Genomic DNA, 18,750 nt, shown 5'->3' with positions numbered 1-18,750 from the left:
GATGATCCTGTGTCTGCCGCGCTCCGTCAGCCCTGTAACGGGTCCCAAGCCGCCTCAGGCTCCTCTTCGTCAGCGCAGCGCTCTTCTTGCCAGACCGCCTCCAGCCGGGCCATCAGATCAGCCACCAGCTGCTGCGCGCCCTCCCCGTTCACCGCGGAGATACCATACACCGGCCCCTGCCAGCCAAGCGCATCAACAATCGCCGTGAGCCGCTCACTGTATGCCTCGGGAGACAGCAGATCACGCTTGTTGAGCACCAGCCAGCGCTCGCGGCCGGCCAGCTCATCCGAGTAGCACGCCAGCTCCTGCTCGATGCGCCGCACCGCCTGTACCGGGTCATCCGACTCATCCAGCGGTGCCATATCGACCAGATGCAGCAGCAGACGGGTGCGTGAGAGGTGCTTGAGAAACTGGATGCCGAGCCCGGCCCCTTCCGCCGCGCCCTCGATCACACCGGGGATATCAGCCACCACGAAGCTGCGCTCGCGCGCCAGGCTGACCACCCCAAGGTTGGGATAGAGAGTGGTGAAGGGGTACCCCGCCACCTTCGGGCGGGCACTGGAGATCTTGCGGATCAGGCTCGACTTGCCGGCGTTGGGCATCCCCAGCAAGCCTACATCGGCAAGCAGGATCAGCTCCAATTGCAATTCGCGCCGCTCCCCCGGGGTACCGTGAGTAAACTGGCGTGGGGTGCGATTGGTGCTGCTCTTGAAGTGGATATTACCAATGCCGCGGGTACCCCCCTGGGCCACCAGCAGGGTCTGATGATGCTCCAGCAGTTCGCCGATCAACTCGCCGGTCTCCTCATCCCGCACCCGAGTCCCTACCGGCACCTTGACATAGCGATCCTCACCGCTGCGGCCGGTGCGCTCGCGCCCCATGCCGTTCTGCCCGCGTTGCGCCCGGTGGTGACGCTGGGTACGGAAGTCGACCAGAGTATTGAGACCGCTGTCGGCAATCAGGTAGACGCTGCCGCCGTTACCGCCATCGCCACCATCCGGGCCACCCTTGGGAATATATTTCTCACGCCGAAAGCTGGCGGACCCGTTGCCACCATCCCCGGCTTCGACCTTGATCTTGGCCTCATCGACAAATTTCATGCTCTCCCCCCGATTGCCCCAGGCTCCCCAGAACGCAAAAGGCCCCGTCAAAGACGAGGCCCCTGGATAGCCGGATACGGACGATCTCAGTCGGCAACCACACTCACAAACTTGCGATTATGCGGCCCCTTGACCTCGAACACCACCTTGCCGTCAGCCTTGGCAAACAGGGTGTGATCCCTGCCAACACCAACGTTCACGCCACCGTGAAAGCGGGTGCCGCGCTGACGCACCAGGATGCAGCCAGCTTTGGTGTCCTGGCCACCAAAGACCTTCACGCCCAGGCGTTTAGATTCTGAATCGCGGCCGTTACGTGTACTACCGCCTGCTTTTTTATGTGCCATTGCTCTAGCCTCCTCAGCCTGCGCTGATACCGGTAACCTGCAGTTCGGTGTACCACTGCCGGTGACCCTGCCGTTTCATATGATGCTTGCGGCGCCGGAACTTGATGATCTTGACCTTCTTGCCACGACCGTGGGACTTAACGGTGACGGTTACCTTGCCGCCATCAACGTAGGGCGCACCTACCTTGATATCTTCACCGTCCGCAACCATTAGAACCTTGTCCAATTCGACGGAAGCGCCCTCGTCAGCACTCAGCTTCTCAACCTTGATAGTGTCGCCTTCCGCCACACGATACTGCTTGCCGCCGGTCTGAATTACCGCATACATAGCTCATCATCCCCAAAAAAACCGTTGACTCTGCGCAGAACACCGCGCGGAAAGAGGCGGGATTCTATATGCTTGCAAGAAAAGAGTCAACACAGCGTTATGCACACTGCCTGACGAAGAGAAATGGAGCCGGCGAGAGGACTTGAACCCCCGACCAGCTGATTACAAATCAGCTGCTCTACCAACTGAGCTACGCCGGCAAGGAGGCGATTGTAGGACTTTATCTATAGGCTGGCAATCGCGTCGCGAAAGCACACTCACCCGGCCTGCGCTCAACCTGTGACGAGACGACACAACTGGTCGAACTTCTCGCGCAGAGTCGTCGAGCGCAGCGTCTCCAGCAATTCTCCCAGTTTGAAGGGATGGTGCTGCTCATAGGCCACCCCCAGTTGCGGCATCTCAGCAAGCCCCGACTCACGGGCGTGTTCGACGAAGCCTTTGTTCTTCCAGAAAAAGGCACCGGGCATGGTAGTGGGGATCACCAACACATAAAAGAGCACCCGGCCGATGACAGAGACGATCAGGGCCAACAGCGCCAGGAGAATGAATGCCCAGGCACTATCGCCGTCGAGCAGACCGACACCCAGGACCAGCATCAGTGCCACGACCAACAGGCCGTTGCGCAGCCAGTAAGGATAGCCGTAGGTGGTGGTCTGTTCATAGAAGGAGGCGGCGCCCTCGCTCTCCTGGGCTTGCAGATCCCGCGCATGGTAGAGCAACCCAATGCCCTCCAGCGCCAGCCCCGTTCCCGCCACCATGGCAAGCAGTCGCCCCAGTTCTGGGGGCAACTGATTGGACGCCAGAGCCACCAGCGCCAGCAGCAGAGAACCCAGCGTCAGGGCAGTGCCGGCAAAAGTCGCCGCGGTATACCAGTGATCCCAAAATGGGCGGGCGGGAATCCGGTAGAGCTTATACATAAAGTATCCACCGATCCCGGCTCCCAACAGGCCGATTACCGCAAACAGGTCCTGCACGACCCCGGGAAAGGGGCTGTCGAAGAGCAGATCGGAGACGGCAAAGAAGGTAAAACCCGCCAACCCGGTAAAAAAGAGCGAAACACCGGCGATCTCACGGCTCACCGAAGAGAAGCGCAGATTGTAGAAGCCGCGATAGAAACGGTGGGGTTTACCCAGGTGCATAGTGAGCTTGAACAGGCCGACGCCCATCAACGCCAGCATCACCAGGGCAGCGGGCAGGAGAGCGCTGCCCGCTGTGAAGGCGACCATCGGTTGCAAACCCGCCCAAGCCCCCAGGGTCAGCAGCAGGAAGGCGCCCATCACCGTCTGTGCGCTGAGGGTGAAGGCGATATGGGCGTTCTCGTGGGAGCCGAGCAGCGTGCTCAGGTTCCATTCCCGTTTAAAACCGTGCTTCGAGTCGACCACCGGATGGAAGCTGCCATTGGCATCATCACGGTGGTATTTCACCGCCGTGCTGTCCACCCGCGCCATCTCCCGCTGGGTGGTACGGGTCTGCTGGAAGCGGATGTTGGGGTGGGTGATATCGGTGCGTGGGAAGCCAGGGATCTCACTCTTCGCCTGATCGCGTCCCTCAGGGATATTCTCGATCACGCCGAAGTCGAGGGCCTTGCCCAAGCAGGCGGCGACACAGGCAGGCTTGAGGCCCACTTCGAGCCGGTCCACGCACATATTGCACTTGCTCACCCGGCCCTTGACCGGGTCGAGCTGGGGCGCGTTGTAGGGGCAGACCCAGGTGCAGTAGCCGCAACCAAAGCAGATGTCCGGATCCTGCAGCACCGCGCCGTATTCGGCGAACTTGGTGTAGGCGCGGGTGGGGCAACCCTTCAGGCAGACCGGGTCATCGCAATGGTTGCAGGCCATGGAGATGTTGAGGCGCTGATAGGCCGGGTAGGTGCCGCCCTCCACGAAACCCACCGAGCGGAAGGCGATGTGCGCCGGGTTGTCGTTCTTCTCGCTGCAGGCCGCCTCGCAGGCGTGACAGGCGATGCAGTTGTCGGCGTTGAAGTAGAAGCCGTGCTGCTTGTAACGGTTGGGGTTGTCACCGATCCCATCATCACCGTTGATATTGAGGCTCTGGCCATGGAGCGAATCACCCGCCCTGGCCTTCTCGATCGGTGCGCCGTAGCGGTTGGTTTCCTGGCTCGTCGGGTCGTTGAGCCGGGCGTAGTCGGGTTCGTTTTCGCGTGCTTCAAACATAGTCATTTCTCATGGATAACCCGGGGTTGGAGCCAAACCGCCCATCTTTGATGCATGATGCCGACAGGCTTACGCGGTTTGACTCCGCCCCCCTGAGCCTTAAAACTTGCGCATCTCTTTACTCAACCGGGCCGCGCCCAACTGGTCGGCAATACGTTCGATGCGCACGGCGGACTGCTTGTAGGCGGGCTGGCGAGAGTGCGGATCCAACAAACCCAGGGTCAGGCGGTTGGCGCAGTCGTGGAAATGGAAGGGCAGGAAGACCATGTTCTTCGGCACCCGCTGGGTGGGCTGGGCCATCACCACCGCATCGGAACGGCGTGACACCAGGCGGACATACTCTCCCCGCTGGATGCCCAACTCCGCCGCCAGATCCGGGTTGATCTCGATGAACGGGATCGGGCTGTACTTATTATTGTTGCCGATCTTGCCGGTCTTGGTACGGCCGTGCCAATGTTCGATCAGGCGCCCGGTGTTAAGCCAGACGGGGAACTTCTCGTCCGGCACCTCGTTATTGTCGATGAAGGGCAGCGGGATCAGCTTCGCCTTGCCGTCCGGGTGACGGAAAGTGGCATCCTCGGTATAGAGGCGTTTGCCCCCCTTGGGCGGCGCCTCGCCCCTCTCCACCTGCTCATGGGTGTAGGGCCACTGGATGCCGCGATTTTTTTCGATCAGCTCGTAGTTCATGCCGGAGATGTCGGCAAGCCGCCCCTTGGAGAGCTCACCCATCTCCAGGAAGATGTCGGGTGCCCGCTCAGGAAAGTTAACCTTGCCGTCGCGATTGAAACGCTCAGCCATGCGGTTGAAGATCCACAGGTCAGGTTTGGCCTGTCCCGGCGTTGGGCTGATTGGCTTGACCAGGTTGATGCGTCGCTCGGTGTTGGTCATCACACCTTCCTTTTCCGCCCAGGTGCCAGCAGGCAGGTAGACATGGGCGTACTGAGCGCTCTCGGTGTCCTCGTAGCAGTCCTGCACAGCACAGAACTCCAGCTTCTCCATCGCCTTGCGGATGCGCGAGGTGTTGGGCAGGGAGGACAAGGGGTTGGTGGCGATCAGCCACAGCCCCTTGATCTGGCCCGACTCGATGGCGTGATAGATATCGGTCTGAAACAGGCCGCGCTTCTTGGGGAAGAACTCGGGGTCCACGTTCCAGAACTTGGCGATCTCCTCGCGGTGTTCGGGGATCTCCAGGTAACGGTAGTTGGGCAGGCCGGAGCAGGAAGACCACTCGCGGGTGCCCATGGCATTACACTGGCCGGTGATAGAGAGGCTGGTGCCGCCGGGCTTGCCGATATTGCCGGTGAGCAGCGCTAGGTTGTTGATCCCCACGACCCCATCAGAACCGTGGGTGGACTGGTTGATGCCCATGGTCCAGATCTGCATCGCCGCACCGGCGTTGGCAAACAGCCGGGCGACGTGGCGGATGGTGTCCTCGTCGATGCCGCAGATCTTGGATGCCATTACCGGGTCATAATTGGCCACTTCTGCCCGAAGTTCTTCGATGCCGTTGGTATTAGCCTCGATATAACGTTTGTCTTCCAGGCCTTCGTCCAGGATCACATGCATCATCGCATTCTGCAGCACCACATCTGTGCCGGGGGTGATCGGCAGATGCATGTGGGCGTTCTGCGCCAGCATGGTGACCCGCGGGTCCACCACGATCAGAGGAAAGCCGCGCCGCTCCTGTGCCTCTTTCATGCGCCAGTAGATGATCGGGTGCTGCTCCGGCAGGTTGGAACCCCAGGCGATCAGGCAGTCGGTGTGCTCAAAGTCATCGTAGCAACCCGGTGGGCCGTCGGAGCCAAAGGAGCGCTTGTAGCCGGAGACCGCCGAGGCCATGCAGAGGGTGGTATTGCCGTCGTAGTTGTTGGTACCGATCAGGCCACGGGTGAGCTTACCCAGGGTGTAGAACTCCTCGGTGAGCATCTGTCCGGTAGAGATGATGGCGAAGGCATCACGGCCATACTGCGCCTGGATGCGGCGGATCTCGTCGTGGGTTTTATCCAGGGCCGTATCCCAGTCGGTGGGCTGCCAGGGCTGGTGCCACTGCTCGCGTATCTTGGGTTCCAGGCCGCGGCCGGCGGAGTCGAATAGTTCGTGCTCGAAGATGCCCTTCAAGCACAACTTACCGCGGTTGACGTCGGCCTCCGCCACGCCTCGGGAGGCAACCGGTTTGCCCTCGGCATTCAGCCCCACCTCAATGGAGCAGCCGGTGGAGCAGTAGCCGCAGGCGGCGTACTTCCACTCGACCACACCCTTGTCGGCAATCGTGATCGGATTCTTCTTTGTCCTGCCAAACAGCATGATGTCTCCTCACTTCATAGGGCGAGCTGTGCCCGCCATAAGAGACTCATGACGACCGCTTGTCGGGCACAGCCCGACCTGGCATTCATGCAGCGGCCTCTGACGGTTGTAGTTGCAGATAGACCAGGCCATCCTCAACCCGCACCGGGAAGACATTGGCACAGCCCTCATCCGGCCCCAACGCCTCACCACTGGTCAGATCGATCCGCCAGTTGTGTAGCGGACAGGTGACGGAGGTGCCGTGCATGATGCCTTGCGACAGAGGGCCGCTCTTGTGCGGACAGGCATCCCGGATCGCATAGACCTGATCGTCACTCCCCCGGAACACAGCGATATCCATGTCACGGGTCTTGATCATGCGGGAGCCGAGCACCGGGATCTGCGCCAGCGCTACTACTTCAGTCCATTTGCTCATCGTCTTGCTCCTTACACTGCCAGTTGGATAGGGGTGAATTCGTTGGCCTGAGCGCCATCGGCCCGCGCCTTCCAGGGATCGACCTGGGCATAGCGCTGGCTCAGTTTGAAGCGTTGGTAGAGGGTCTTGCGTCCCACCTCGTCTTCCAGGATGCGCTGCTTGATATAGCCCAGTCCCACGCGCTCGACCCAAGGGGCGGTACGCTCCAGATAGTGGGCCTGTTCGCGATAGAGCTGGGTGAAGGCGCCGCAGTACTCCAGCACCTCCTCTGCAGTCTCCACCCGGCACAGCAGGTCGGTGACACGCACCTTGATACCGCCGTTGCCACCGATGTGCAGCTCGTAGCCGGAATCGACACAAACCACGCCGAAGTCCTTGATGGTGGCCTCGGCGCAGTTGCGCGGACAGCCGGAGACCGCCAGCTTGAACTTGTGTGGCATCCAGGAGCCCCAGGTGAGTTCTTCCAGCTTGACACCCAGACCAGTGGAGTCCTGGGTGCCGAAGCGACACCAAGTCTTGCCGGCGCAGGTCTTCACTGTGCGCATCGCCTTGCCGTAGGCATGACCGGAGACAAAGCCCGCCTCCGAGAGATCCCGCCAGACCGCCGGCAGATCCTCTTTTTTTATGCCGAACAGGTCGATGCGCTGGCCACCGGTGACCTTCATCTCCGGCACCTCGAACTTGTCGCAGACATCGGCGATGGCGCGTAGATCCTTGGGGGTACAGAGGCCACCAAACATCCGTGGCACCACCGAGTAGGTGCCGTCCTTCTGGATGTTGCCGTGGGCGCGCTCGTTGATGAAGCGTGACTGAAGGTCATCCTGGTATTCGTCGGGCCAGTTAGCCAGCAGATAGTAGTTGAGGGCGGGACGGCAGCTGGCGCAGCCGTCCGGGGTTTTCCAGTTGAGGTAGTCGAACAGCTGGCGCATCGACTTGAGTTGTTCTTTCTGGATCGCCTCCATCACCTCATCGTGACTCAGCTCCGTACAGCTGCACATCGCCTGCTTGTTCGGTGAGGCGTCGTAGCCTTCGCCGACGGTGCTTGCCAGTATCGCCTCCACTAGGCCGGTACAGGAGCCGCAGGAGGCGGAGGCCTTGGTATGGGCACGCACCTCTTCGAGGGTGAACAGACCCTTGGTGCTGATAGCATTGACGATGTCGCCTTTACAGACACCATTACAGCCGCAGATCTCCGCGTCGTCGGAGAGCATCGCCACGCGAGTCTCATCGCCGTGACCCGCATCGCCTAGGTCGTGTTGGCCAAACAGGATGGTGCTGCGGAGGCTGGAGATGTCGGTGCCCTCACGCAGCAACTGGAAGTACCAGGTACCATCCATGGTATCGCCGTACATCACCGCACCCTTGATCCGGTTGTCGCGAATCACCAGCTTCTTGTAGACGCCCTGGGCCGCATCCTGCAGCACCAGGGTCTCATCACCCTCCTCCTCGTTGAACTCACCCGCGGAGAAGAGGTCGATGCCGGTCACCTTCAGCTTGGTGGAGGTGACGGAACCTTCGTAACGGCCATAGCCAAGTTGGGCCAGATGGTTGGCGCAGACCTTAGCCTGCTCAAACAGAGGCGCCACCAGACCGTAGCAATCACCCCGATGTTGTACGCACTCTCCCACTGAGTAGATTTTCGGATCGAAGGTCTGCATGGTGTCGTTGACCACGATGCCGCGCTCGCAGTGGATGCCCGCCTGCTGCGCCAGCTCGATGTTGGGGCGGATACCCACCGCCATCACCACCAGGTCGGCCTCGACAGCAGAGCCATCGGCAAACTTCACGCCGGTGACATGCTCGTCACCAAGGATCGCCTCGGTCTGCGCCTCCATCAGGAACTTCAGGCCCTTCTGCTCCAGGGATGCCTTCAGCAGGTTGGCCGCCGGCTTATCGAGCTGGCGCTCCATCAGGGTATCCATCAGATGCACCACGGTGACATCCATACCGTTCTTCATCAGACCATTGGCAGCTTCCAGACCCAGCAAGCCGCCGCCGATCACGACTGCCTTTTTATGGCTAGCGGCGATTTCCAACATGATCTCTACATCTTTGATGTCGCGGAAACCGATCACCCCACGCAGGTCGGCACCGGGCACAGGGATGATGAAGGGAGTAGAGCCGGTGGCAATCAGCAAACGATCATAGGCGACCGACTTGCCCGATGTGCTCTTCACCTGACGCGCGACTCGGTCGATCTCCACCACCGGATCACCGGCGTGCAGGATGATGCCGTTCTCGGCGTACCACTCACGGTTGTTGAGGACGATCTCGTCGAACGTCTTCTCACCGGCCAATACCGGCGAGAGCATAATGCGGTTGTAGTTGGGGTGAGGTTCGTCACCGAATACGCTGATCTCGTATCTGCCCGCCTCTTCGAGTTTGAGCAACTCCTCCAGGGTGCGGATACCGGCCATACCGTTACCGATTAAAACCAACTTCTCTTTCATCTTTACCCTCTACATCTGATCCTGAAGCGGAACATCACCGCTCTGCTTTCAGATCCTCTGAGCAAAGGCCATGCCAGAATCAAATATCGAGGTTTATCTCCTTATTTATCGGGCAACATCGATGCAATAGGAAAGCCAGCACAGAGTTGCCTCACCCATCCACGCACCATCCTGGTGCATTTACTACCATGTCTGCCCTGCAAAAAACCCTGGTGTTTTTGATGGAGGGGCGGAGTCAAATTTGACTCCGCCCTCTATAGAACAGTCGGTGCCATTCGGGGCTGAGCGCGCTGTTCAAAAATAGAACATCACTGCTCCAGCACGCACCGATTTCGAACTTCACAATAGGACCTGGGCCGACAGAGCCCCTCTAATTCACCATATAATTCAACAAGATATGGTGATGGCATGGATTTCGCATGTGAATAACGCATTATCCAAGTAGCGTAGGAATTCCCTCATGTCGGAAAGCAAGCTCAACCTTTTTTCTTTCACAGGAAAGGTAAAGACACTCCATCTCACCTGGTTCGCCTTCTTCCTGACCTTCATGGTCTGGTTCAACCACGCGCCGCTGATGGCCGCGATCCAAGAGGCCTTCGATCTGACCACGCAGGAAGTGAAGGCGCTATTGATCATCAACGTAGCGCTGACCATCCCGGCGCGGATCGTGATCGGTATGCTGGTGGACCGGTTCGGCCCACGGATCATCTTCTCCTCACTGCTCCTCTCCTCCAGCTTCATCTGTTTCTGGTTCGCCATCGCGGACTCTTATACCGCCCTGCTGGCCAGCCGCTTTGCCCTGGGCTTTGTCGGTGCGGGCTTTGTCATCGGTATCCGCATGATCGGTGAGTGGTTCCCCGCCAAGCAGGTCGGTGTTGCTGAAGGTATCTATGGCGGCTGGGGTAACTTCGGTTCCGCCGCTGCAGCCATGATCCTGCCCACTCTGGCCCTGATGTTTGGTGGTGACGATGGCTGGCGTTACGCCGTCGCCGCCACCGGCGCAATCACCCTGGTCTACTCTTTCATCTACTACCGGTTGGCGCGCAACACGCCGAAGGGCTCCACCTACTTCAAGCCGAAGAAGACCGGCGCCATGGAGGTGACCAGCAAGGGTGACTTTTTCTTCTATCTGCTGATGAATATCCCCATGTATGCGGCCCTGGCGGTGCTGACCTGGAAGCTGGGCCCGGACAACCTGAAGATCCTCGGCGCCAGCGCCGCCAACGCCATCTATATCGGCCTAGCTGCCCTCTACGCCTATCAGACCTCCCAGGTATGGCGCATTAACAAGCATGTCTTTAAGGAGGAGGTACCGGAGATCCACCGCTACAAATTCAAGCAGGTGGCGATCCTCGATCTGGCCTACTTCGTGACCTTCGGTTCTGAGTTGGCGGTAGTCTCCATGCTGCCTCTCTTCTTTAAGGAGACTTTTGACCTGAGCATAGTGCAGGCAGGTCTGCTGGCATCTGGCTTTGCTTTTATGAATCTGGTGGCGCGTCCTAGTGGCGGCCTCTTCAGTGACAAGTTCGGTCGTCGCAAGATGCTCAGCCTGCTCATCACCGGACTGGCCACCGGCTACTTCATTCTGGGCCAGATCACCTCGGGTTGGCCGCTTGCACTGGCTGTGATCGCCACCATGGCCTGCTCCTTCTTCGTCCAGGCAGGTGAAGGCGCGGTGTTCGCCATGGTACCCCTGGTCAAGCGCCGCATGACGGGACAGGTAGCCGGTATGGCCGGCGCCTACGGCAACGTGGGTGCGGTCACTTTCCTTACCATCTTCTCCTTTGTCTCACCCCAGATTTTCTTCCTGGTGATTGCTGGCGCAGCTGTCGTCTGCCTGCTGGCGGTTCAGCTCCTGGATGAACCCCAAGGCCACACTGCCGAGGTGATGGAGGACGGTAGCGTGCAGATGATCGAGGTGAGTTAAGCTAAACCGACTCAACCATTGTAGGAGCGCCGCTAGCGGCGCTCCTACGGGACGAATATGAGCACCAAACTCGAAATCGACTACGCTTTCCGCAGTGAGGCTGGTGTCAAACAGAATAATGATGACACCTGCAACGTCTGCATCCCCGAGGACAATCTGCTGCTGAGCAAGGGGATTGCCGCCGCCATCGCCGACGGGGTGAGCTCCAGCGAAGGTGGCGGGCGGGCCAGTCAGATCTGTGTCTCCGGGTTTCTCTCCGACTACTTCAGCACCCCCGAGTCGTGGAGCGTCAAGACCTCTGCCGGCAAGGTGCTGGGGGCGCTCAATCGCTGGCTCTACAGCCAAGGGCAGTCCGACTATGATTCGGCACGGGGCATGCTGACCACTTTCAGCGGCCTGGTACTCAAGTCGACCACCGCCCACATCGTGCATATCGGTGACTCCCGTATCTATCGCTATCACAATGGCGACCTGGAGCAGATCACCCGCGACCATCGAGCCTGGGTCTCCAAGGAGAAAGAGTTCCTCTCCCGCGCCATGGGCGCCGACCCACACATCGACATCGACTACCATGCAGTCGCCGTGGATGAAGGCGACAGCTTTATCTTCACCAGCGACGGCATCCACGACTTCCTCACCCGCCGAGAGCTGCTGAAGATTCTCAACAGCAATAATTACAATCTGCAGGCCTGCGCCAATGCGCTGGTAGAGACAGCGCTGGAGAACGGCAGCACCGACAACGCCAGCTGCCAGATCATTCACCTGTTGAAACTCCCGCAGGAGACTGAGGCCGACATCTTCCAGCGGGTCTCAGATCTGCCATTTCCACCCGACCTTCAACCCGGCATGAAGATCGATGGCTACGAGATTCTGCGTGAGATGCACGCCAGCAAACGCAGCGAGGTGTTTCTCGCGCTGGATCTCACATCAGGCGATAAGGTCGTACTGAAGACCCCGTCGGTCAACTATCGGGATGATGCAGACTACCTGGAGGGTTTTCTGCTTGAGGAGTGGGTGGGCCGACGTATCCGCAATGCCCATATCCTGCGCATTCTCGAACCCCGCAACCGCCACTTCCTCTACAACATCAGCGAATACGTGGAGGGGCGCAGCCTAGGCCAATGGATCCAGGACAATGGCCCGGCGGATCTGCACCAGACCCGCGCCCTGGCGGAGCAAATCATCGACGGCCTGAGGGCGCTGCACCGCATGGAGATGTTTCATCAGGATCTGAAGCCGGACAACATCCTGATCGATAGCCACGGCACCGTGAAGCTGATCGACTTCGGCTCCACCCGGGTCGCAGGCATGGAGGAGATCGAGAGTGAGATCGACCACAGCACCCCCCAGGGCACCCTCGATTATGCAGCGCCAGAATGTCTGCGCGGTGAGTCCTGCACCCATGCATCGGACCTCTACTCCCTCGGCGTCATCCTGTATGAGATGCTGACCGGGAAACTGCCCTATGGTGAGAGCGACAGCCCCCACCTAAAACAGAGACTAAACTACCGTCCCGCGCGCCGTTACAATCCTGAGATTCCCGCCTGGGTGGACGCTGCACTTGAACGGGCGGTGCACCCGCTTGCTTCAAAGCGCCACAAGACATTGTCAGAGTTGCAACACGATCTGGCGCATCCCAACCCCATTTATCGTGAACAGGCAGAACTGCCGCTGCTGGAACGCAATCCTCTGCTCTTCTGGCAGACCCTGGCCGGATTGCTGCTGCTCATCATCATCAATCTACTGCTGCTCTATCTACAGATCAAACCTTGAGAGAGCTCTCGCAGCGGCAACCCAACAATATTTACCCGGCAAAATGGAGATAGGGCCTGTGGCCGCCGCGTGGCATCGATTGAAATCAAGGACAAGGATTATGTCGGGCACAGCCCAACTTATACATGTGCCTGTTTAATTGCAGGGCCAACAGGGATCATTGTCCTGTTCCAACGGAGGATCTATTCTTTCGAGAGGCCCAAAAGAATAACAGGCTCTTAAACAATGCGGCTCCAGTCAAAACTACTACTCTCTTTCGGTTCGGTGCTGATCGCTGCTTTTATCCTAGTAGAGATCATCGGCTACCAACAGACCCACGAGAAGATGCTTGCGGGGCTGCGCCAGGATGCACGGGAGATCCGGGCCATCCTGATGGCCACCCGCCGGGTCTATCAGCATCAATTCGTCGACAGCGGCCTGCCGCTAAACGAGAAGACCCTCGGCTTTCTGCCCGCCCACGCCTTAAGACGGATCTCAGATGACTTTCGCAACTGGAGCAGCAGCGGGCTGAGCTTCAACAATGTCTCTGACCGCCCCCGCAACCCGAAGAACCAGGCGGATGCGATCGAGCTGGAGGCAATGGACTGGTTCCGCGACCACCCCAAACAGAAAGAGCGCCTGACCCCCTTCACGGACCAACAGGGTCAATCCTACTACCACTTCTCAAGCCCTATCTGGATCGAGGAGTACTGCCTGAAGTGCCATGGCGACAAAGACGCGGCGCCGGAGACCATCCGCGAGACCTACGCCACATCGTACAACTACCAGCTGGGTGATCTGCGCGGCCTGATGAGCATCAAGCTGCCTGCCCACTTCATCGAGGATGAGGTGCTGGCCCAACGCCTCAACGAGATGTGGGGCCACCTGCTCGCCTTTGCCCTGGCCTTTGGCTTCGGCGCCTGGCTGCTACGCAGGCTGGTCATCCAGCGACTGACATTGCTCCAGTCGGCGGTGGGCGATCTCGCCAAAGGTAATTATGCCACCCGGGTGCCGGTTCAGGGACGGGACGAGTTATGTGAACTCGCCTCAGCCTTCAACACGATGGCAGAACAGCGCCAACAGGCCGAGTCATTGCGCCAGGAGAGCGAGCAACAGGTCCGGGATCTGCTCGATTCCACCGCCGAAGCAATCTACGGTGTGGACAATGAAGGGCGTTGCACCTTGACCAATCCGGCCTGTCTCCAAATGCTGGGGTATCCGGATGCCGGCGAGCTAATCGGCAAGGCGTTACATCCCCTGATCCATCACACCAAGGCGGACGGCACCCCACATCCACTGGATGAGTGCCTTATCGACAAGGCCTGGCGTGACGGCCAGGCGACCCACACCGCCGAAGATATCTTCTGGCGCTCGGACGGCAGCAGTTTTCCGGTGGAGTTCTCCGCCTATCCGATCCGGCGTGACGGTGAGGTGGTGGGGGCGGTGGTGACCTTTCTCGATATCACCGAGCGGCTGCAGAACGAAGAGAGCCTGCGCCGCGCCCAGAAGATGGAGGCGGTTGGACAACTCACCGGCGGCATCGCCCACGACTTCAACAACCTGCTGGGCATCATGCTCGGCAATCTCGATTTCCTGCAACGCCTGGTGGCGGATGACGAGAAGGCCAGCAAACGGGTGCAGACCACCACCAAAGCAGCCCTGCGTGCGACGGACCTAACTAAACAACTACTCGGATTCTCAAGGCGCGAGTCGAAAAACATCACCGCCACCGATCTGAACCAGGTCATCCGGGGGATGAAGAATCTGATCGCCCGTTCGGTCACCCCGGAGGTAGAGGTGGAGGTCCAGCTGGCGGAGGGACTCTGGCTGACCGAAATCGACCGGGGCGACCTGCAGGACGCCCTACTGAACCTAGTCCTCAATGCGCGGGACGCGATGCCCAACGGTGGCAAACTGACAATCGAGACCGCCAACCGGGTGCTCGATGCCATCTATGAAGAGCAGAATCCCATCGCCGATCAGGGCGACTATGTACAACTGGCCGTGAGCGACAATGGCAGCGGCATCCCCGCCGAGGCACTGGAGCATATCTTCGAGCCCTTCTTCACCACCAAACCTGAAGGTAAAGGCACCGGCCTGGGCATGAGCATGGTGTATGGTTTCACACAACGCTCCAAAGGCTATATCAAAGCCTACTCCGAACCCGGCATCGGCACGACCATCCGGCTCTATCTGCCCCGCTCAGGCGATCAGGTTCAGGAATCCACCCGTCCTACCGATAAAAAGACAGGATTGCCGGGGGGAGATGAGGTCATTCTGATCGTGGATGATGAAGCGGATCTTCTGGAGCTTGCCAAAGACCGCCTTAAAACACTCGGTTACCACACAATTGTTGCGGAGAATGGCAAACAGGCGCTGCAAAAGCTGGCTGAAGCCGAACACATCGACCTGCTATTCAGCGATGTGGTGATGCCAGGCGGCATCAACGGCTATGAATTGGCGGAGCAGGCAACAACCCAAAGGCCGGAGCTGAAGGTGCTGCTCACATCGGGTTTTACCAAGAAGGCGATAGCCAAAAATGGGCAGGCACAATTTTCCGCCACCCTGTTGAACAAACCCTACAGCAAGGCGGAACTGGCTTGGCGGGTGCGGGAAACACTGGATGGTTAATCGGTTCGAATGCAGCACAAACAGAGACACGACAGAAGTCATACGCAAGTGACAAAGACAAGCCACTCACCACTGCGCACAATCGTGATCGTGACCCTAATCGTGGTGGCTGCCATGGCCATCCTCGCCGCCTCATCAGCCGTTGCGCTCAGAATCGCAAACAAGAGCGCGCCCCTAATCGACGCCAGCATGGAGGTCAAATATGAACTGAGTCTTTTTCATCTCTGGTTCGAGGAGCTGGTCCAACAGGATCCGACGGTGGACAAGGAACAAGTCTGGCAACACCTCAACCAGGCACGCTGGTATGCCAATACCATGCTGCAGGGAGGAGAAAGCTCACATGTAAAGTTTCAGGCCCTCGATGACCCAGCCCTCCGCTCCATGATCCGCAACACACTGGATCAGATAGACCGGTTAGAAGCGGTCGGGCTGGCGCGCCTTAAACGGGCTCAAAGCAGTCTGGCCGGGTCAAATCAGGACCAGCTCTTCGATAAGGTTTTCGCCGAGGTTCTCAAGATTGCCGATGATGTCGAGACGGCGGTTTATCGGAATATGGCCACCCAGATCAGACAGTTTGAACGTCTGGTCTATATCCTGGGGGCGGTGGTTATGCTGGTTGGACTGGCGGGCGGAATCCTGTTTTTCCTCATCGAGCGGCGGCGCAGATCCGACTACACCCTGCTGCAGGAGAGCGAAACGCGTTTCCGCCGGCTGTTCGAAAACACAGCCGCCATCTCGGTTCAGGGGTATGACAGGAACCGTCGAGTCATCTATTGGAATCCCGCCAGCGAAGCGCTCTATGGCTTTACGGCAGACGAGGCCATCGGCCAGCAACTGGAAGACCTCATCATTCCCGGCGAGATGCGCGAAGGGATGATAGCTGCTATCGACGCCTGGATAGACGACGGGACTGAAATCCCCTCGTCGGAGATAACCCTGCGCAGAGCCGATGGATCACCGATACAGGTCTTCTCAAACCATGTCATGCTCCGGACCCATAACAATGAACCGGAGATGTACTGTATCGATATCGACCTGACCGAGCGCAAGCGGGCCGAGGCTCAGGCCCGTCAACACGAACTGGTATTGAATTCCGTGTTCCAGGCTCTGCCTGACCTGTTCTTCCTGATGGACCAGGACGGCACCATACGAGACTACCGCGCCCCGCAGGCTGCTGATCTGTATGTACCGCCGGAAACCTTCCTTGGCAAGCGCATGCAGGATGTACTGCCACCAACGCTAGCCGCCCAATTCAACGAGAACAGGGCCGTGGTGAGCGAACGCGGAGGCCTGACTACGTACGAATATACCTTGGAACTGCCGCATGGTCTCAGGCTGTTCGAGGCCCGGCTCAGCCAGTTGCCCGACAGCCCACAACTCATCGCCGTGATACGTGATATCACCGAGCGAAGAAGGGCGGAGGAGGCACTAGCCAAATCGGCCCAGGAGTGGACCCATGCCATGGACTTCTTCGAGGATGCCATCTACCTCATTGATCTCGATGACAAGCTGGTGCGAGCCAACCAGGCCTTTTACAAACTGACAGGACTTACCCCCGAGCTGGCAATCGGGATGGAGATCACCTCGATCATCCACCCCCAGAAAGAAGCGGAGCCCTGCCCCGTCTGTGCGGCAAGAATCGCACGGAGCGACAAGTACATCACCATGGAGGCGAACCATCCCCATAACCCCACCGGCCGCCCCATCGAGGTGATGGTGCGCACTATCCGGGACGACACGGGCTCCCCCCTGGGTGTGCTCATGGGCATGCACGATCTGACTCGCGCCCGGCAGGCTCAGCAGGCCCTGCGCGAGAGCGAGGAGCGCTATCGCACGATCTTTGAAGGCGCGCCCGAGGGTGTCTGGTTGATCGGGCCTGACCATCGAACCCTTGAGGTGAATCAGCGCTTGTGCGAAATGCTGGGTTACCGAGCGGACGAGATGATTGGAAGAACACCCCTGGATTTCGCTGATGAAGAGAACCAGAAAATTTTCAGGGGGCAGGCAGCAAAGATAGAGACAACCGACAGACGCAACTATGAGGTTGAGCTGCGTCACAGAGATGGCCACAACATCCCGGCCCATTTCAACGCCATCACCTTACACACAGACAAAGGCGGTGTTTTGGCATCAGTGGCATTTGTGACTGATCTGACGGAGCAGAAAATAACGGAGCAGGCCCTGCGCCGTGCCCAGAAGATGGACGCCATCGGTCAGCTCACTGGCGGCATCGCTCACGACTTCAATAATCTGCTCGGCATCATTATCGGCAATCTCGACTTTCTCAAACGCCTGCTGCCGGAAGACGACAAATCCCTCAAGCGGGTGGAGTCTGCATCGAAGGCCGCCCTGCGCGCCGCCGATCTGACCCGGCAACTGCTAGGCTTTTCACGCAAGCAGGCTCAGGAGGCTCGTCCCACCAACATCAACCAGGTGATACGGGACATGGACAGCCTGATCGCTCGCTCAGTGACCCCAGAGGTGGAGGTAGAACTCCAGCTGGCTGATCATCCTTGGCTGACCCGCATCGATCCCGGTGATCTCGAAGATGCCCTGCTGAACCTGATCCTCAACGCCCGGGACGCCATGCCACAGGGTGGCAAACTCACCATCGAAACCGCCAACAAGAGACTGGACAAAACCTATGCCGGGTTAAACCCAGCAATCACTCCCGGCGACTATCTACAACTGGCGGTGAGCGACACCGGTAGCGGCATTCCAAAGGAGATCCTCGAACAGATCTTCGAACCCTTCTTCACCACCAAACCATCAGATAAAGGCACCGGCCTGGGCCTGAGCATGGTGTACGGATTTGCCCGACGATCCAACGGTTACGTCAAGGCCTATTCGGAACCTGGGATCGGCACCACCATCCGGATCTATCTGCCCCGAAGCATTGAAAAGAGCGAGATGATCCCTCAGACGTCAATATCGGAAACCCGCCTCACTCCAGGGCACGGAACTATCCTTGTGGTCGATGATGAAGACAACCTGCTCGATCTGGCCAGGGACTACCTGGAAGAGACAGGGTACAAAGTCCATACCGCAACCAGAGCTACAGAAGCCCTTGCGCTCCTCGAATCCGAGGACGACATCAACCTGCTGTTCAGTGATGTGGTGATGCCCGGCGGTATGAACGGTTACGAACTGGCGGAACAGGCCTATAAACTTTACCCCAACCTCAAGATCTTGCTCACATCGGGCTTTACCAAGAAGGTGGCAGCCAGACATAGTCAGGCACATTTTGCCGCCAATCTGCTTTCAAAGCCCTACAGCAGGGATGATCTGATAAAGCGGATTCAAGATGTACTGGATGGAGAATAAT

The 18,750-nt window shown here is 58.9% G+C and carries 11 protein-coding genes and 1 tRNA gene; 4 read left to right on the top strand and 8 right to left on the bottom strand.

Annotated features, from left to right (window positions below; translation table 11 throughout):
• Window positions 1-26: 26 nt before the first annotated feature.
• From cgtA to nirB, 8 genes are all read right to left on the bottom strand, one after another.
• Complete coding sequence (gene cgtA / locus L0Y14_RS02020) at window positions 27-1,100, bottom strand: Obg family GTPase CgtA (protein WP_006473541.1); 1,074 nt, start codon at window positions 1,098-1,100, stop codon at window positions 27-29.
• A gap of 86 nt (window positions 1,101-1,186) precedes the next feature.
• Window positions 1,187-1,444 (bottom strand): 50S ribosomal protein L27, encoded by a 258-nt coding sequence (gene rpmA / locus L0Y14_RS02015; RefSeq protein WP_005958544.1) that lies wholly within the window; start codon window positions 1,442-1,444, stop codon window positions 1,187-1,189.
• Between the two features lie 13 nt (window positions 1,445-1,457).
• Window positions 1,458-1,772 (bottom strand): 50S ribosomal protein L21, encoded by a 315-nt coding sequence (gene rplU / locus L0Y14_RS02010; protein ID WP_005958543.1) that lies wholly within the window; start codon window positions 1,770-1,772, stop codon window positions 1,458-1,460.
• A gap of 124 nt (window positions 1,773-1,896) precedes the next feature.
• A tRNA-Thr gene (locus tag L0Y14_RS02005) sits at window positions 1,897-1,972 on the bottom strand.
• Between the two features lie 72 nt (window positions 1,973-2,044).
• Window positions 2,045-3,946: a DmsC/YnfH family molybdoenzyme membrane anchor subunit gene (locus L0Y14_RS02000; protein ID WP_006473540.1), complete on the bottom strand. Its 1,902-nt coding sequence runs from the start codon at window positions 3,944-3,946 to the stop codon at window positions 2,045-2,047.
• A gap of 99 nt (window positions 3,947-4,045) precedes the next feature.
• Window positions 4,046-6,250: a molybdopterin oxidoreductase family protein gene (locus tag L0Y14_RS01995; RefSeq protein WP_006473539.1), complete on the bottom strand. Its 2,205-nt coding sequence runs from the start codon at window positions 6,248-6,250 to the stop codon at window positions 4,046-4,048.
• Between the two features lie 85 nt (window positions 6,251-6,335).
• Complete coding sequence (gene nirD, locus L0Y14_RS01990; RefSeq protein WP_006473538.1) at window positions 6,336-6,665, bottom strand: nitrite reductase small subunit NirD; 330 nt, start codon at window positions 6,663-6,665, stop codon at window positions 6,336-6,338.
• 11 nt (window positions 6,666-6,676) lie between these two features.
• Window positions 6,677-9,115 (bottom strand): nitrite reductase large subunit NirB, encoded by a 2,439-nt coding sequence (gene nirB / locus L0Y14_RS01985; protein ID WP_006473537.1) that lies wholly within the window; start codon window positions 9,113-9,115, stop codon window positions 6,677-6,679.
• Window positions 9,116-9,575: 460 nt separating this feature from the next.
• On the opposite strand from nirB, the gene L0Y14_RS01980 reads away from it, so the two are divergent.
• The 4 genes from L0Y14_RS01980 to L0Y14_RS01965 all read left to right on the top strand — a co-directional run bounded on the left by L0Y14_RS01980 (window position 9,576) and on the right by L0Y14_RS01965 (window position 18,749).
• Entirely contained in the window at window positions 9,576-11,042 is a 1,467-nt protein-coding gene (locus L0Y14_RS01980) for a NarK family nitrate/nitrite MFS transporter (RefSeq protein ID WP_006473536.1), read from the top strand.
• A 57-nt stretch (window positions 11,043-11,099) separates the two neighbouring features.
• Window positions 11,100-12,815 (top strand): bifunctional protein-serine/threonine kinase/phosphatase, encoded by a 1,716-nt coding sequence (locus L0Y14_RS01975; RefSeq protein ID WP_006473535.1) that lies wholly within the window; start codon window positions 11,100-11,102, stop codon window positions 12,813-12,815.
• 225 nt (window positions 12,816-13,040) lie between these two features.
• The gene (locus tag L0Y14_RS01970) at window positions 13,041-15,425 is read left to right on the top strand and encodes a c-type heme family protein (protein ID WP_005960926.1); all 2,385 of its coding nucleotides are present in this window, start codon (window positions 13,041-13,043) and stop codon (window positions 15,423-15,425) included.
• Between the two features lie 48 nt (window positions 15,426-15,473).
• Window positions 15,474-18,749 carry a hybrid sensor histidine kinase/response regulator gene (locus tag L0Y14_RS01965; RefSeq protein ID WP_240991544.1) on the top strand — a complete coding sequence of 1,092 codons (3,276 nt, stop codon included), beginning with the start codon at window positions 15,474-15,476 and terminating at the stop codon, window positions 18,747-18,749.
• Window position 18,750: the final 1 nt, after the last annotated feature.

This window comes from Candidatus Endoriftia persephonae (assembly GCF_023733635.1).
Taxonomy (GTDB): domain Bacteria; phylum Pseudomonadota; class Gammaproteobacteria; order Chromatiales; family Chromatiaceae; genus Endoriftia; species Endoriftia persephonae.
This window is presented reverse-complemented; position numbering and strand designations above follow the sequence as displayed.

Coding starts and splice junctions, on each gene's coding strand:
- cgtA (WP_006473541.1), bottom strand. CDS start 1,100: ATGAAATTTGTCGATGAGGCCAAGATCAAGGTCGAAGCCGGGGATGGT.
- rpmA (WP_005958544.1), bottom strand. CDS start 1,444: ATGGCACATAAAAAAGCAGGCGGTAGTACACGTAACGGCCGCGATTCA.
- rplU (WP_005958543.1), bottom strand. CDS start 1,772: ATGTATGCGGTAATTCAGACCGGCGGCAAGCAGTATCGTGTGGCGGAA.
- L0Y14_RS02000 (WP_006473540.1), bottom strand. CDS start 3,946: ATGTTTGAAGCACGCGAAAACGAACCCGACTACGCCCGGCTCAACGAC.
- L0Y14_RS01995 (WP_006473539.1), bottom strand. CDS start 6,250: ATGCTGTTTGGCAGGACAAAGAAGAATCCGATCACGATTGCCGACAAG.
- nirD (WP_006473538.1), bottom strand. CDS start 6,665: ATGAGCAAATGGACTGAAGTAGTAGCGCTGGCGCAGATCCCGGTGCTC.
- nirB (WP_006473537.1), bottom strand. CDS start 9,115: ATGAAAGAGAAGTTGGTTTTAATCGGTAACGGTATGGCCGGTATCCGC.
- L0Y14_RS01980 (WP_006473536.1), top strand. CDS start 9,576: ATGTCGGAAAGCAAGCTCAACCTTTTTTCTTTCACAGGAAAGGTAAAG.
- L0Y14_RS01975 (WP_006473535.1), top strand. CDS start 11,100: ATGAGCACCAAACTCGAAATCGACTACGCTTTCCGCAGTGAGGCTGGT.
- L0Y14_RS01970 (WP_005960926.1), top strand. CDS start 13,041: ATGCGGCTCCAGTCAAAACTACTACTCTCTTTCGGTTCGGTGCTGATC.